The sequence below is a fragment of the Nonomuraea sp. B12E4 genome (assembly GCF_039871825.1).
In the GTDB taxonomy this organism is placed as follows: Bacteria; Actinomycetota; Actinomycetes; order Streptosporangiales; family Streptosporangiaceae; genus Nonomuraea.
Genome location: NZ_JBDPME010000037.1, coordinates 50,543 through 65,609, shown reverse-complemented (window position 1 = coordinate 65,609; position 15,067 = coordinate 50,543). Strand labels below are relative to the sequence as shown.

Annotated in this window: 14 protein-coding genes; 9 read left to right on the top strand and 5 right to left on the bottom strand. The window is 68.7% G+C overall.

Annotated features, from left to right (window positions below):
• The first annotated feature begins 216 nt into the window (after window positions 1-216).
• On the top strand, window positions 217-1,326 hold the full coding sequence (locus ABGB18_RS44205; RefSeq protein WP_347701694.1) for a helix-turn-helix domain-containing protein: 1,110 nt from the start codon (window positions 217-219) through the stop codon (window positions 1,324-1,326).
• Window positions 1,327-1,509: 183 nt separating this feature from the next.
• On the opposite strand, the gene ABGB18_RS44200 is transcribed toward ABGB18_RS44205, so the two are convergent.
• A complete protein-coding gene (locus ABGB18_RS44200; protein WP_347701693.1) occupies window positions 1,510-2,064 on the bottom strand; it encodes an ATP-binding protein in 555 nt (184 codons plus the stop codon).
• 790 nt (window positions 2,065-2,854) lie between these two features.
• Between ABGB18_RS44200 and ABGB18_RS44195 the strand changes: the two genes are divergently transcribed.
• The 3 genes from ABGB18_RS44195 to ABGB18_RS44185 are packed head-to-tail and all read left to right on the top strand — an operon-like array spanning window position 2,855 to window position 7,381.
• The gene (locus ABGB18_RS44195; RefSeq protein ID WP_347701692.1) at window positions 2,855-5,752 is read left to right on the top strand and encodes a BTAD domain-containing putative transcriptional regulator; all 2,898 of its coding nucleotides are present in this window, start codon (window positions 2,855-2,857) and stop codon (window positions 5,750-5,752) included.
• Between the two features lie 37 nt (window positions 5,753-5,789).
• On the top strand, window positions 5,790-7,028 hold the full coding sequence (locus tag ABGB18_RS44190; protein ID WP_347701691.1) for an FAD-dependent monooxygenase: 1,239 nt from the start codon (window positions 5,790-5,792) through the stop codon (window positions 7,026-7,028).
• Between the two features lie 50 nt (window positions 7,029-7,078).
• A complete protein-coding gene (locus ABGB18_RS44185) occupies window positions 7,079-7,381 on the top strand; it encodes a hypothetical protein (protein ID WP_347701690.1) in 303 nt (100 codons plus the stop codon).
• A 271-nt stretch (window positions 7,382-7,652) separates the two neighbouring features.
• Here ABGB18_RS44185 and ABGB18_RS44180 read toward each other — a convergent pair whose 3' ends face one another.
• On the bottom strand, window positions 7,653-8,843 hold the full coding sequence (locus ABGB18_RS44180; RefSeq protein WP_347701689.1) for an FAD-dependent monooxygenase: 1,191 nt from the start codon (window positions 8,841-8,843) through the stop codon (window positions 7,653-7,655).
• Complete coding sequence (locus ABGB18_RS44175; RefSeq protein WP_347701688.1) at window positions 8,840-9,745, bottom strand: zinc-binding dehydrogenase; 906 nt, start codon at window positions 9,743-9,745, stop codon at window positions 8,840-8,842. Before ABGB18_RS44175 ends, ABGB18_RS44180 begins: the two co-directional genes overlap by 4 nt.
• A 70-nt stretch (window positions 9,746-9,815) precedes the next feature.
• Between ABGB18_RS44175 and ABGB18_RS44170 the strand changes: the two genes are divergently transcribed.
• Window positions 9,816-10,403 (top strand): TetR/AcrR family transcriptional regulator, encoded by a 588-nt coding sequence (locus tag ABGB18_RS44170; protein WP_347701687.1) that lies wholly within the window; start codon window positions 9,816-9,818, stop codon window positions 10,401-10,403.
• 248 nt (window positions 10,404-10,651) lie between these two features.
• Here the strand turns inward: ABGB18_RS44170 and ABGB18_RS44165 are convergent, their stop codons facing one another.
• Window positions 10,652-10,915: a DUF2399 domain-containing protein gene (locus tag ABGB18_RS44165; protein WP_347701696.1), complete on the bottom strand. Its 264-nt coding sequence runs from the start codon at window positions 10,913-10,915 to the stop codon at window positions 10,652-10,654.
• 89 nt (window positions 10,916-11,004) lie between these two features.
• On the opposite strand from ABGB18_RS44165, the gene ABGB18_RS44160 reads away from it, so the two are divergent.
• The gene (locus tag ABGB18_RS44160) at window positions 11,005-11,343 is read left to right on the top strand and encodes a BTAD domain-containing putative transcriptional regulator (RefSeq protein WP_347701695.1); all 339 of its coding nucleotides are present in this window, start codon (window positions 11,005-11,007) and stop codon (window positions 11,341-11,343) included.
• Window positions 11,344-11,419: 76 nt separating this feature from the next.
• Here ABGB18_RS44160 and ABGB18_RS44155 read toward each other — a convergent pair whose 3' ends face one another.
• Window positions 11,420-12,142, bottom strand: a complete 723-nt coding sequence (locus tag ABGB18_RS44155; protein WP_347701686.1) for a TetR/AcrR family transcriptional regulator — start codon at window positions 12,140-12,142, stop codon at window positions 11,420-11,422.
• A gap of 76 nt (window positions 12,143-12,218) precedes the next feature.
• On the opposite strand from ABGB18_RS44155, the gene ABGB18_RS44150 reads away from it, so the two are divergent.
• The 3 genes from ABGB18_RS44150 to ABGB18_RS44140 all read left to right on the top strand — a co-directional run bounded on the left by ABGB18_RS44150 (window position 12,219) and on the right by ABGB18_RS44140 (window position 14,984).
• Window positions 12,219-12,533 (top strand): DUF1330 domain-containing protein, encoded by a 315-nt coding sequence (locus ABGB18_RS44150; RefSeq protein ID WP_347701685.1) that lies wholly within the window; start codon window positions 12,219-12,221, stop codon window positions 12,531-12,533.
• A 547-nt stretch (window positions 12,534-13,080) separates the two neighbouring features.
• The gene (locus ABGB18_RS44145) at window positions 13,081-14,187 is read left to right on the top strand and encodes a Zn-dependent alcohol dehydrogenase (protein WP_347701684.1); all 1,107 of its coding nucleotides are present in this window, start codon (window positions 13,081-13,083) and stop codon (window positions 14,185-14,187) included.
• Window positions 14,184-14,984 (top strand): SDR family oxidoreductase, encoded by an 801-nt coding sequence (locus tag ABGB18_RS44140; RefSeq protein WP_347701683.1) that lies wholly within the window; start codon window positions 14,184-14,186, stop codon window positions 14,982-14,984. The genes ABGB18_RS44145 and ABGB18_RS44140 overlap by 4 nt, the downstream gene beginning before the upstream one ends.
• Window positions 14,985-15,067 lie beyond the last annotated feature (83 nt).

The following is a 15,067-nucleotide window of genomic DNA, read 5'->3' as shown; positions in this document are numbered from 1 at the left end:
CACGCCGACACCCAGAATGAGACGAATGAGACGAATGATGCTAAAGTGAATATTGAGGCGATTACCGCTTAAGAATTCGCCGGATTACGAGTGGTCTTCTCATACACCACGATCATGGACGCGGCCGGTGGCCGTGGGGCCAGGTAATTCTGAGGCGTTCTGTTTCTGGGCGGGGACGACCTGAAGAAACATCGCCATATTCGAGCAGTTGAGGGGATGCAGGTGATGAGAGCCAAGGCAGTGTCGTTCGACGAACTCGGCAGTCCCGAGGCGCGCTGCCTCCAGGATGTGGGAATCGGTGAGCGCGGTTCCGAAAAGAACACTCCGCCTGGCCGACCTTCCAACGCTGAGGACATATTTCTGGCCCGCAGGCTTCCTGCCGGATGCCGTGCCCAGTGCCGTAACTCTGGCTCGCCGGCAGATGTCGGTGGCGAGGAGGTACGAATGGACAACCGGGAGGTATCGCTCGGCGGCCTGCGATTGATGACGAAGACCATCTCCCCGACGCATATCTGGCGGTTCCCTGGTCACGGCCCTGACCCGCAGTCCGCAGAGTCGTACCATCTGCTGATCCCGCTGGAGGGGAGGCTGGAGGTCGTCGGGGAGCACCGGCGGTCCAGCGCAGGCGTTGGAGACTTGCTCATCCACGACCCCACACGTGTTGTGGCCTGCGATGTATGGCCTCCAGATGACGGGCCCGCCTTTCGGGCCACGTGCATCACGGTCCCCAAGTCCCTGCTGAATCTGCCGGCCGAACACCTGGACAGACTGCTGGGCCGTCCGCTGTCCGCCACCGAGGGGATCGGCGGCCTGCTCACCGACTTCGCCGCCAGCATCAACCAGAGCGTGCCGAGCCTGCGGCCCGCCGATGGCCCACGGTTGGGGATGACGCTCGCAAGCTTGATCTCCGCGCTGTTGCTCCATGCACTCGAGTCCGACGGGACGAACGTGAAAGGCCGACCCCGCCGGCACGCCCTCGTCCTGAGCATCCAGACGTTCATTCAACGGCATCTGCGTGAGCCGGATCTGACACCTCAGACTCTGGCGGCGGCGCATCACATCTCCACCAGCTACCTCTATCGGCTGTTCCAGGAAGAGGGGCTGAGAGTGACCGCATGGATCAAGGCACAACGCCTGGAGCGTGCCCGCCACGACCTGATCGATCCGGCGTTGCGTCATGTCCCCATCCAGGCGATCGCCTCCGGGTGGGGCTTCTCCCACCCCTCGGACTTCAGCAGAGCCTTCCGCCGCGCCTACGGCATCTCGGCCAGCCAATTCAGGCGGCAGGCGCTGCCGAGCCATGGCTCAGACGTTCTGGGCCGGTGAGTGCCGCATCCCCCTGTCAATGGCCAGGTGCGTGCGGGTCGCCGCTGGTGGCCGGATCAAGGTCCCCGCCTTGGTAGTTGACTCCTTCTTGGTGGGGCGTGCTCGTGTCCTGGCCGACCGTGTCCACGCCAGGCTCCGCGGACCCGGGCGTGGACACACTCTTGCCGGTGCCCGACGGATCGGTCACTCGGCCGCTGGCCGATCTCGCCTCCGCGCCTTGGAGGCATCGCCGTGTGCGAGCGAGGGCCATCGGTCCGCGGCCCACTCCGGCCAGCCCAGCCATCCCGGTGGCGGGCCGGGGATGTCGCCGCCGCCGAGTTCGGCGGCATCTGGTGCCTGGAACTGCTTCCGCCATGTGTCGATGTCCGCCTCGCTCATCGGAAATGTCGTGTGCGGTGCGGTTGCCTGGCGGTGTGCGATCCGGGCGCGTTGGACGTCCTTGTCGATGGGCAGGTAGATGACGTGGCAGGCCGCCCCGGCCGACGCCGCCAGCCAGCGCAGTGCCGACCGTTCGTCGCGGCTCCAGAGCCCGAAGTCGAGCACGACGTTGGTGCCCAGTCGCAGCGCTTGCAGGGCTAGTGTGATGAGCCGTCCTTCCAGCAGGTCGCGCTTGCCGTCGGGCTGTGACCCGTCGAACAGGGAGATCATCCACTCGTCCGGGGTCAGTCGCAGCGCGCGGTGCGCCGCGGCGAGTTCTTCGGCCCGGGTGGTCTTTCCAGCGCCGGGGAGCCCGACCATCAGGAGAAGCCTGGCGGGTTCGGGCTGCCCGTCATGGTTCGGCTTCGCTTGCGCGGTGGCTGCGGCCGGCTTGTCGGCGCCGGCGAGGAACGCCTCTGACGTGTGAGGGAAAGGATCTTGGTGCGTTGGATGGAACCGCTGCGACATGGATTTGGTCTCCGGATCACGCAGGACGATCCGGCAGCACAGCGAGACACGCGATTGGGCTGCCGGCGGGACACCGATCCGGCGGTACGCCCTGGCACTGACCCCAGCGGGGCAGGCGATGAGGCCGCGGTTTACGGCAACCGCGATACCGCCGCTAGGCGGCGGCGCGGATGTTCATAGCGGCGAAGCAACCCATGCCTGCATTATAACCGACAGCACCAGCATGGTCGTCGCCGCACTCGACATCAAGATCAGAGGCGGGCCGCACCGGTGCCGAGACGTACGCCAAGGTCCTTCGCGCGGCCGTGTACCGTGCCCATCCTGGCCTGCGGGAATGCGCTTACTGTAGGTGTCTTGTGCCACCGAACTTGAGCGCGTGCCCCCGAAGGCTGAGCGGGTCCAGGACGGCCAAGCATCAGTCCCACGAGATCAAGAGCGTCGCGCCAAGGGTCCCCCCGCTGCCAGTGCTTGATCTGCTGCCCCTCCGCGGCGGACCGAGCAGCAGTGTCCGCCGCGCTGGGACGGTCGTGGTCAACTTGCCGGCCGGAAGCCTGCTGGGGGCGTGGACGGGAGAGTTCTGGGCGGTGGGTGGGTCCGGCACGGGCTCAAAGGGGGCAATACGAGGAATGCGAGAATGTCGGCCATGCGGTTCGGCATCCTCGGCCCCCTGGACGTGCGCTCCGACACCGGAGAGCAGCTCGCGGTGGGCGGGCCACGACCGCGCGCGCTGCTGACGATCTTGCTCGTGAACGCGGGCCGGGTGGTCAGCGTGGAGCAGCTGATCGACGGGCAGTACGGCGAGGATCCGCCCGCCGGGGCCGCCAACGCGATCCAGGCGCAGGTCTCGCGGTTGCGCAAGCGCCTGCCGGTGGAGTTCGACGGGGTGGGTTACCGGCTGGCGATCGATCCGCTGGATGTGGATGTGCACCGGTTCCAGCAGCTGGCCGGTGATGGGCGGCGGTTGCTGGCCTCGGGTGGATTCCGGGAGGCGCGCGGGCTGCTGCGCGAGGCGGTGGACCTCTGGCGTGGGCCCGCGCTGGTCGATCTGCCTTTCGGCCAGGCACAGCTGGCCTGGTTGGAGGAGCTCCGGCTGGCGGCTTTGGAAGATCTGGCGGAGGCCGAGCTGGCCCTGCCCGAGGGCACGTCGGTGGCCGAGCTACAGCGACTGGTGGCCGGGCATCCGCTGCGCGAGCGGCTGGTCGGGTTGCTGATGCGAGCCCTGCACGCCGCCGGGCGGCCGGCGGAGGCGTTGACGGTCTTCGACGAGACCCGGCGCTTGCTGGTGGAGGAACTCGGTGCCGACCCTTCACCAGAGCTGACGGAGATCCATCTGGGTATTCTCCGGGCCGAGAAACCTCGGCGGCGCGGGGTGCCGGCGCAGCTCACCAGCTTCGTGGGGCGGGAGCGGGAGCTTGAGGCGCTGGGGGACGCCCGGCTGATTACCCTGGTCGGGCCAGGTGGGGTGGGTAAGACCCGGCTCGCCATCGAAGCCGCCAGGCGGTCCGCTCGTGAGACATGGTTTGCGGATTTGTCGCCCATTTCCGAGCATGTGGACCAGGCGGTGCTGGCCGCACTAGGCGTCCGCGACGCAGGCGTGCCGGGGATGAGCCCGGTTGACCGGCTGGTGACTGCGCTCTCAGATCGTGAACTCCTGCTCATCCTGGATAACTGCGAACATGTCATCGACGCTGCCGCCGCACTGGCACGCCGCCTGCTCGGTGCATGCCCTGGCCTGAGCCTGCTTGCCACCAGCCGCGAGCCGCTCGGCCTGACCGGCGAGACGATCATGCCGTTGGCACCCCTGGGCACCGCCTCGGCGATCCAGCTCTTCGCCGACCGCGCTGTCGCCGTACGGCAAGGCTTCGAGGTCACCGAGGACAACTTCGACGCGGTGGGTTCCATCTGCGCGACCCTTGACGGACTGCCGCTGGCGATCGAGCTGGCCGCCGCTCGGTTGCGGTTCTTGCCGGTGGAGGAGATCGCCGCCCGGCTGATGGCCGACGGCCGGTTCCGGTTACTCTCCCGGGGGGACCGTACGGCTGCCGCCAGGCACCAGACCCTGCACGCGGTGGTGGAGTGGAGCTGGGACTTGCTGAGCGCCGAGGAGCAGGAGCTGGCCACGCGCTTCTCGGTCTTCGCGGGCGGAGCCTCGCTCGATGCCGTGGAGGCGATTTGCGGCGATATTACTGACCTAGTGGATAAGTCACTGGTTGTGGCCGAGGGCGGTCGTTACCGGATGTTCGAGACGATCCGCCTGTTCTGTGCTTCTGGCCTGACCGACGACATCCGGGCCGAGCATGCGCGTTACTACCTGGAACTGGCACAGGAGGCCGATCCGCATCTGAGGCGGGCCGAGCAGCTCGTCTGGCTGTCCCGGCTGTCCGACGAGTACAACAACCTGATGGCCGCGCTGCGCCACGACCCCGAGACCGGGCAGCGCATGGTCGCCGCCCTGGCGGCCTACTGGTGGCTGAGCGGGCGACGCAGTGGGGCGGGCGAGCCGGCCGCTGAGCTGCTGGAGCTTCGCCCAGGGCTGGAGGAGGAGTACGTGGCCTGTGTGCTGCACGCCGTACCGCACGCCGCGCCCGAGCACTGGGAGCGCGCGGCCGAGATCCTACGGGCGACACGCTGGCCCCTGCGCCATCCGTTCCTGGCTCCGCTGTGGGGGATGCTCGTCGGGCCGATGGGCTTCGAGGCCGACGCGCCCTTCCTCGGTGGCGACCCGTGGAGCGAGGCCATGGAGCGGCTGGGTAGCGCACTGCTGGCCATGCATTCCGGTGATCCGGCCAAGGCGGAGCGGGAGCTGTCCGAAGTCCTCGACCGGTTCCGGAAGGTCGGTGAGCGCTGGGGGATGGCTCAGGCCATGGATGGCCTCGCCGTGCTGGCGAGCTGGCGCGGGCAGTGGGAGCGGGCCGGCGAGCTGTGGCGGGACGCGATGGCGATGCTGAAGGAACTCGGCTCCGTGGAGGAGTGCGCGCAGGCGCTCGGGCGCCGGGCCGAGGCCCGCCTGCGCCAAGGCAAGCCTGAGGTCGCTGTGCAGGACTTCCGCAGGGCGGATGAATACGCCAGACAGGCGGGCCTGCCTGCCGCCTCGCTTCTGGGCCTGGCCGAGGCGGCCAGGCTCCAGGGGGATCCCGACGAGGCACGCCGCCTCCTGGAGATGGTGCCGGAGCCGACCGGAGGGTTCGGCCTGGAGGGGAAGCAGGCCCGCAGGCTGACCGAGCTGGCTCGGCTGGAACGGGCGGGCGAGCTGCATCGGGAGGCGGTGTCGGTCGCCAAGCAGTCCTTCATGGTCGCCGACCTGGCCGCCGCCGTGGAGGGACTGGCGGAAGCCGTACCACCGAGGCAGGCGGCCCTGCTGCTAGGCATCGCCGTCGCGCTTCGCGGGATGGCCCTCGCAGGCGACCCCGACGTGGCCAGGGTCGCCGCCGAAGCGACCGCGGCGATCGGCGCCGAGGCGTTCGCCGAGCAGTTCGGCACAGGTGCGGCGATGAGCCGCGAGGACGCGCTGACAACGATCGAGGAAGTTGTCAGCGGATAGGCAGTGTGCTGTCAGCGGGGCTTCCGAGAGTAGGGCCATGACAAACAAGCACATGTCAGTCCTCATCTCCGGCGCCAGCGTCGCAGGCCCCGCCCTCGCCTACTGGCTGGCCCGCTCCGGTGCCATGGTCACTGTGGTGGAGAAGGCCCCAGTCCTCCGCACCGGCGGCCAGGCCATTGACTTCAAGGGCGAGACCCACCTGGAGCTCCTGCGGCGTATGGGCATCCTGGAGGAGGTCGAGCGCCGCCAGACCGGGAGCACCGACCAGACGGTCATCGACTCGTACGGCAAGCGGATCACGGTCATGCCGGGCTGGTTCACTGGTGGCGACCTGGAGATTCTCCGCGGCGACCTGGCTGAGATCCTCTACGAGCGCACTCGTGACACGTGCCAGTATGTCTTCGGCGACTCGATCACCTCGCTGACGGAGACCGCCTCGGGCGTCCACGTGACGTTCGAAAGGGGTGCGCCCCGGACCTTCGACATGGTCGTCGGCGCGGACGGCATCCACTCCAACGTGCGCCGCCTCGCCTTCGGCCCGGAGTCGAACTACTTCAGGAACACAGGCCACTACTACGCGCTGGTGGACATGGAGCGTGTCGTGGACGAGCCGGTGATGTACAACGAGCCAGGCAGGCTCGTCTCTATCGGCGGCCCCAAGTCACCCGCCTTCTTCTGCTTCGCCTCGCCTGAGCTGACCTACGACCGCTACTCGGTGGCGGAGCAGAAGCAGATCCTGATCGACGCCTACCGCGGTATGGGCTGGCGGACACCCGAGATCCTGGCCAAGCTGGCCCGGGCGAAGGACATCTACGTCGACACCATCGCCCAGGTCGCCATTGAGCGCTTCTCGAAGGGCCGGATCGTGCTGCTTGGCGACGCCGCCGCGGCCAACACACTCGGCGGCGTCGGCACCGGCCTGGCCCTGGTCGCCGCCTATGTGCTGGCGGGCGAGCTGAGCCGGGCCGACTATGGCACGGCCTTCGAGCGCTACGAGGAGACCATGCGCCCGTTCATCAAGTCCGCCGGCGGCAACATGGCCGGCCCCTTCCTGGCACCGCGCACCCGCAAGGGCATCTGGCTGCGCAATCAGCTGTTCAAGCGGCGCTTCCTGCTCAGCTCGATGGCCAAGATGGGGGAGAAGATGGCCGGCGGCCAGTTTGAGTTGCCCGGCTACACCTCCTTGAACTGGCCGTCGTCCCCTGCGAAGTCGGCTGCCGTCGCCACCCCCGAGCACGGCGACGCGAGCAGCGCGACCACGTCGGCGACCCCTTGAGCTCGACCAAGCGACCCGGCGGTGAGCTTCTGTACGAGCGGACCGAGGACGTGGCGTTCCTCGACCTTGCCGCTGCACTGCTTCAGCGCGACCTCGATCGGTGTGTCAAGTCGCCCGGCGGGAGGCTGCGCGTCGGAGGGCGGCGAGGCGCGCAACCGTACCTCGCCGGAGGAGGCACCGGCATTGCCTACGTCCTGGCCGATCTCCTCCTGCACCGTCCGGACGAACGCCTCGCCGAGGCCCGACGCGATTTCTTCGAGACGGTCACCATGAACGGGCAACGCCAGTACATCTTGGCCGTCATCGAGCACGCCACCAGGGCGTCCGCGTGCTCGGCATTACCGCGCACCTGAGCGCGCACTGCGTCACCCAGGGGATGAAGAACCTGGTGATGGACCTGGACGATGCGGGCTGCCGGGCGCGTTTCCTAATCCGGGACAGGGATGGGAAGTTCCCTGTCCTCATGCCCTCGTGGCTAACCCGACTTGCTTGAGCCGTGTGCGGCGACGAGTCGCACACACGGTTCTTTGGGGGACCGCCGCAGCAATGCGGCGGTCCTACCCGACCCGGAGGTGAGGCTCCTCCAGGCCGCCCGGCGGCGAGCCCCCGCTGGCGAACCCGCTATCAGGAGCGCGTGACGGCCAGCCGCTGGTAGTCCGGCAGCGGCCGGGTGCTCTTGGGGCTGAGGATGCGCTCCATTCCCGCCAGCGAGTCCAGCAGCGGCGACTTTACGATGGCGTTCCTGATGCCGGCGCCGAGTCGGCTCCTGGGGACCACGAGCCGCAGGTTGGGGCCGACCTGCTGCATCCGTCGGACCGTGCCGGTGAAGCCCTCCTGGTAGCGGCGGAAGCCGACCTTGTGATCGCCTCCGGCGGCGGCGAGCTCGCCGGCCAGCCGGTAGGCACCGATCATGGCCAGCCGGGCGCCGCAGCCCGACACCGGCGAGCCACAGTAGGCGGCGTCGCCCGCAAGGGCGATCCGGCCCGACGACCAGGCCGGCATGCGCACCTGGGCCAGCGAGTCGACATACAGGTCGGGGTCGGCCAACGCGCCGGCCAGCAGGTCGGGCACCCGCCAGCCCATGCCGGCGAAAGCCTCGGCCAGCAGACGCCGGTGCTGCTCGCTGTCGCGGTGGTCGAAGGTCACCGGGTCACGCCGGCGAAAGATGAAGTTGGCCTTGCCCCCGGCGTGGTTGCCCGAGCGGTAGATCCCGGCCATCCTGCCGGGTTCGTTGTAGGCGGTCACCCAGCGGTTCTCGCCCAGGGCGGGATCGGCGTCGGCGAAGGCGAAATAGTGTCCCAGATAACGGAGGTAGCGCTGCTCCGGGCCGAAGGCGAGCCTCCGGACTGTGGAGTGGATGCCGTCGGCCCCGATGACCAAGTCGAACCGGCGCGGGCCGCCGTGGTCGAAGGTGACCATCACACCGTCGGCGTCCTGGATCATGCCGGCGATGGAGTCGCCGAAGACGAACTCGGCTCCGTCGCGGGCGTTCTGGTGCAAGATGGCCGCCAGGTCGCCGCGCATGATCTCGACCTCGTCTCCGCCGGTCTGCATGACCATCCGGGCCAGGTTGCGGCCGGCGTCGTCCACGTACGCCATGCCCACTACGTCGGCCCGAGCCGCCTGGATGCGGGACATGATGCCCATTCGTTCGGCCACTTCGATTGCCTGGTCGCGGACGTCGACGCCGTTGCCGCCGCCGCGCAGACCCGGAGCGCGTTCGATCACCGTGGGCTCAAAACCGTGCCGGGCCAGCCAGTAGGCGAGGGTGAGTCCGGTAATGCTCGCGCCGGAGATCAGGATGCGCCGGTTCATCGGACCGCCACCACCATCCGGCGGGGCCGGTCGGCCGCTCGCAGCCGCTGGGCGAGCGCATCGATGTCGCGCCACTCGGCGTACTCGCCGTCCAGTGGGACCAGCTTGCCGCCGGCGACCAGGTCGAGCAGAAAGGCCGAATCTGGCCCGATCTGGTCGCCCGCCCAGAACCCTTCGATGGCACGGCGTCGCCCAACCATCTGATAAGGGGCCAACGTGCTCGGCTGCCCCGAGCTCGCGCCCATCTGCTGGATCACACCGCCTTCCACCAGCAGGTCGAAAGCCTGACCCAACAGCAAACCGCCTACCGAGTCGATCACGCCGTGCACCGGAGCCGACACCTGGTCGAGCCCGGTGACGACCTCATCGGCCCCTAAGGCCAGCAGCCTGTCCCGGCTGCCGGGATCGCGCACCGCGCCGGTCACGTGGGCACCCGCGAGCCGGCCCAGCTGGATGGCGAAGTGCCCGACCGCGCCCCCGGCCCCGGTGACCAGCAGGCGGCGACCGGTCACCCCGCCCAGCCGCCGCACGGCTCGTAGCGCGCTCACGCCCGGCACCAGCAAGGTGGCGGCGTGGCTGGGGTCGACCTGATCCGGTACGATCGCCAACTCCTCTGCGGGAACGGCACGTACCTGCGCCCAGGCGTTTCCGGTCATCATCGTCGCCACTCGGGTGCCCCGCGCGGGGCCGGTGCCGTTCTCGGCCGCCCGCCGGACCACGCCGACCGCATCGAATCCCGGGATGCTCCCCGGCGGCAGACCGGCCGCGTGATCGAGATTGCGGGCGACCAGGGTGAACCGCTCCACCTCGATCAGGACGTCGCCGGCCTGCGGCACCGGCTCGGGAGCTTGGCCGAACCGCACACCGGCAGGGGCGTCCGGGTCGCTGAGCAGTGCTTGCATGGGCCCTCCTCAGGCTCATACGCTATCTGAAATGAACACTCCAGTTGAGAATATGGAACGGCCATTTCAGATGTCAACCGCCGAACAACCCCGCCGAGCCGACGCCGTACGCAACCGACGGCTTGCCCTGGAGGCCGCCAAGACGCTGCTCGTCCAATCCGGGGTCACTATCACCGTGGAGGCCATCGCCCGCCAGGCCGGACTGGGAGCGGCAACGATCGTGCGAGCATTCGGCACCAAGGACGCACTCATCGACGCGGCAGTGACCGACCTGCTCGACCCACTCATCCAGCGCGCCCATCAGGCGTTGACCGAACCCGACCCGGCCGCGGCCCTACGCCGCTTCCTGCTGGACCTGATCGACTTCCAGGCGGCCCACTGGGTCATGAGTGAGCAGCTCACTCACCTGCAGATCCCCTTGACAGCCGAACGGCGCTCCGCTCTCCACCAAGCCCTTCTCGGCATGATCGACCGGGCGCGGGAGGCCGGGGCGATCCGGACCGACATCGATCCGGCCGTCGTCACCGTGATGCTGGGCGAGGTGGTGTACGCCATCGCGCGCTCAAGCGCCACCCCACCAGCGCTGGCGCACGATTTCGTCACGGTCCTGGCGGACGGGCTCCGACCACAGTCCTCCACCGGCCCGGCAGGCCGATGACGGGCATAGCCTGCCCAGGCATGCAGGTCGCCGTGACACTTCACGCAATTGCGCCCCGAACCGGAGGCGCGTACCGCCGTCGAGCGCGGATCTACCCGGGGGCGCCAACCCTCAGCGGTTCACCCGCAGACACCGCGACTGCCCAAGGTCCCCACGGTCGCCTACATCAACCAGTCCGAAAAAGATCACAACGGCGCATCAACGCCCCGCAGGAGGCCGCCTAGTGATCGCCTCGGCACGGCTATGGTTCACCTGGTTCGCGTCAGGTCGGCGAGGAGCGCGGGGATGAGGCGTTCCTCCATGACCGCGCGGCCGGCGGCGGCCATGGCGTCGGCGAGGGCCTGGTCCCAGAGGCTGGCCGCGGGGCTGCCGGTGAGTGGAGTGGATTCGCCCAGCTCCAGCCCGGCGAAGTAGTCGGCCGCCCCCATCCGCCAGGGGATCGCGCCGTGTCGCAGTTGGGCGGAGGCGAGGATGCGCAGCCCGGTCCAGTCGAAGTCGGCGCGCCAGCACAGCCGGGTGCACCCGGTGAGCAGCCCGCGCCAAGCCTTTGGATTCAGACCGGCGCGGCGCCGCCGACCTCGCTGCCGAGTTGGCTGGGTGGGTGGCCTCGCACCCGCTGTGGGAAGGACTCCACGCCCGGCTGATGCTCGCGCTGTACCGATCCGATCGCCAAGCGGAGGCGCTGGAGGCCTACCAGAGGGCCCGGCAACTCCTGGCCGACGAACTCGGACTCGAACTGGCCCCGCACTCCAGCATCTGCAGCAGGTTATCCTGCGGTCCGACCCCGTCCACTCTGGAGCCGCGCTCGAGTCGCCTGCGGACCGCCCCATGGCCGTCCCGGCCGAGCTCCCGGCCGATCTGGCCGGCTTCACCGGCCGCACCAGCTACACGAACGGCTGCTCGACAAGCAGCGGCCCCTTCCTGTTCCGGTGCTCGGTGAGCGTTGCGGCGCGTTTGGTGGTCTTGCCCACGTCGTGGTGACGGGCGGGAGCCCGGTTCTTCGAGCCCGCAGACTGCTAGGCCAGGCCCAGTGACCTGACCAGGTCAAGCATTTCGGCGCGGTGCAGCGCGGCTGGGTTGCCTGCGACGGGATGGATGTGGCCGTCGATCTCCAGAGCCACCAGGCCGTGCATTCGGCCCCAGACGCGCAGCGCGAGCGCTGCCGCGGCAGGTGGCACGTCTGGGAGGTCTGCCTGGATCTTGGCGACGTAGTCCGGGTGAAGATCGGACCAGGAGGTGTCCTCGGGCTGGTGGTGCCGGGCGTGCGGCCATGCGGTGGCCACCAGGCGGGTGAGGTCGCGGCACACTCGGCGTGCTGTCCGGTCCACCGGCCCGTCCTCGGGGGGCTGGTAGCCGGGGATGGGCTGGCCGTAGAAGAGTCGGAAACTCTCCGGGTGAGCCAGCGCCCATTCCCTCAGGGCTTGGCCCCAGGCCATCAGCCTGCCGCCGGGATCGGTGTCGGGCACGGCGTTGCTAGCGGCTTCCAATGACTCGGCGAGCGAGGCGGCGATCTCGCTGATCAGTGTCGTGATCAGGTCGTCTCGGGTGGGGAAATAGCTGTAGATCGCGCGTGGTGTCATCCCCATCTCGCGGGCGATGCCGCGCAGCGAGATCGCCCCCGGCCCTCCGTCGGCCATCTGCCGCAGCGCGATGGCCTTGATCTCATGGCTCGTCTCCGCCCGCAGGCGTTCCCGGCGGCTCATCACGGCCACGACGCGTTCGCCCTTCTCCTTGCTCATGTTGACCCAGGTTACAGGAGTGCATTAGGTTCCGGCGTGTCGAAACTACACGCCGTTTCCAAGAAAGTGGGGAACCATGTCCGCTTACGTCATCGTCGGAGTCGATGTGCTCGACCAAGAGGCCGGCCTGGCCTACGCCGCCGTGGCCCAGCCGTCCATCCTCAGCCACGGCGGGCGTTACCTTGTGGCAGGTCCCACTCCCGAGCCGGTCGAGGGCGCCTGGGACTTCTCACGCCTGTTGGTCATCGAGTTCCCCGACATGGACCGGATAAGGGAGTGGTACGACTCTCCCGAATATCGGCGGGCCCGGGAGATGCGGAAGAGTGCGGCTCGGGTGCGGATGTCGTTCGCCGAAGGCTCGCCGCCCGAGGGTTTCTCCCTCCCGGCCTAGCTGGTGCGGTGGCGGAAAGGATTGCCGAGAAACGTCGCGACGATCCGACGCGCTGTACCGACGCCGCAGGCCGATCCGCCGAGTTCGCCCGGTCAGGGGCCTGGCCGCCGGTGGAGAGAAGCACAGCCAGGTGCTCGGCTGGGGTATCTCAGCCGAGCGTCTGCAGGGCCGCCCAGACCAGGCAGAGGCAAGAGGTTTCGGCGGGAAGACGCGGGCCTCCGTGTTGCTAGTTGCGATCCTGCAGACCCGAGTTTCGAAGCGTCTGAACCCGGGTGGACGCATGGGGGAGCGGCGTTCGAGACCGGCATATCAGCATGTCACGGGTGACTATTAGGAGTGGTCCAGCGTGTTTGAGGGTGGCGGACGGTCGAACCGGGGTCCAGTGTCCAGCGACATCGCAGCCCGAAGATTCCGAAACTATTGACGACATGTGTTCGTGACATCTACCGTTACAGCGATCGAGTTCAGACCTGAGCAGCACATTGCCGGGACGACTACGCCCGTCTTGTCGTTCGCCGACCAGGTGCGATGGCGATCGGAGGGTCAGATGAAAGCCGCGGTGCTGGAAAGCCTCGGAAGCCCCCTTGTCGTTCGTGACCTGCAGCTTGACGTGCCGCACGCGGGCGAGGTCCTGGTCAGGGTCGAGGCGGCCGGTGTGTGCCACAGCGACCAGCACTACCTGTCCGGCGATCTGCGCAGCCCGCTGCCGGTCGTGCCGGGGCACGAGGGCGCCGGTGTGATCGAGGAAGTGGGCCCGGGTGTCACCGGACTGGAGGTCGGGGACCGGGTGTGCCTGATGTGGCGGCCACGGTGCGGCCAGTGCCCGTACTGCCTGGCCGGCAGGCCGGCCCTGTGTGAGGCGGCGGGCATCCAAGCAGGCTCGGGGGGCCTGCTCGATGGGACCACACGCCTGCGCGTCGACGGCGCACGAGTCCATCATCTGCTGGGCGTGTCCTGTTTCGCCGAATACTGCGTCGTGTCCGAGCGTGCCGTGGTGCCGGTGCCGCCGGCGGTGCCGCCCGCGATCGCCGCGATCGCCGGTTGCGCCGTCATCACCGGCGTCGGCGCCGTGCTCAACGTCGTGGGTGAGTGCGCCGGCGACGGTGTCGTGATATTCGGGGCGGGCGGTGTCGGGTTGTCGAGCGTCCTCGGCGCCGTGCTCGTCGGCGCGAATCCGATCATTGTCGTCGACGTCGTCGCCGAGCGCCTCGCCATGGCGGCGAGGCTGGGCGCCACGCATACCGTGGATGCCTCCAGCGAGGATGTCGCCGCCGCCATCCGGCGCATCCGGCTCCGCGGGGTCGAGTGGGCGATCGAGGCGATCGGCCGTCCGGCCACGCTGGAGACGGCGATCGACGTGCTCCGTCCTGGTGGGACGCTCGTGGCGGTCGGTCTGAGCGCGGTCGGGACGACGTTCGCCGTACCGCTGAACCTGCTGGTGCAACGGGAGAAGCGGGTGGTGGGCAGCCTGTACGGCTCCGCCAATCCGCTCATCGATCTGCCCCGGCTGTTCGACCTGTACCTCGCCGGCCGTTTGCCGTTGGACGCGCTCATCGGCCGGACTTATCCGTTGGACCACATCAACGCGGCCTTCGCCGACCTGACCAATGGCTCAGTCGGCCGTGGCGTGGTTCTGCCCTGGGAGTCGCCATGACCATCGCACGACAAACCGCCGAGGCATGCTCCCCACGCTACGCGGTCTATCCCAGCCTGCGCGACCGGGTCGCCTTCGTCAGCGGTGGCTCGACCGGGTTAGGAGCGCAGTTCGTCGCCTCGCTCGCGGCGCAGGGCGTCCGGGTCGGCTTCGCCGACATCGACGCCGCGGGGGCGGAACGGCTGCTCGACCGGATGGATGACTGGGACTGCCCGAAACCTGTGTTCGTCCCCGCTGACGTCCGCGATGTCGAGCAGGTGCAGGCGGCGGTGGCGGCGGTGGGGGCCGAGCTCGGGCCGATCTCGATCCTCGTCAACAACGCCGCCAATGATGAGCGCCACGACACCGAGGCGGTCGACGAGGCGTTCTGGGACAACGGGATCGCGGTCAACCTGCGGCATCACTTCTTCGCCATCCGGGCGGTCATCGCCGGCATGCGCGAGCTCGGCGGCGGGTCGATCATCAACCTCGGATCGATCAGCGCGCACGCGGACTTCGTTGGGCTGCCGGTGTACATCGCGGCCAAGGCCGCCATCGAGGGCATGACCCGCACCCTGGCGCGGGAGCTGGGCCCGGACCGGATCAGGGTCAACTGCATCATCCCCGGCTGGGTTCTCACCGAGAAGCAGCTCTCGCTGTGGGCCACCCCTGAGACGCTGGAAAAGGTCAGAAAGTCCCAGTCCCTGCGCGACCACGTCATGCCGGCCGACGTCGCGCGAATGGTCCTGTGGCTGGCGGCCGACGACAGCGCGATGTGTACAGGACAGAACTGGATCGTCGACGGCGGATGGATGTGAACGGAGGTCTCGGGCGCCGGCATGCCGCTTGCCCGCGACGCCTGCGCGTCTGCGACGGCTGCCTCAAGGCCCCTACGATGGTG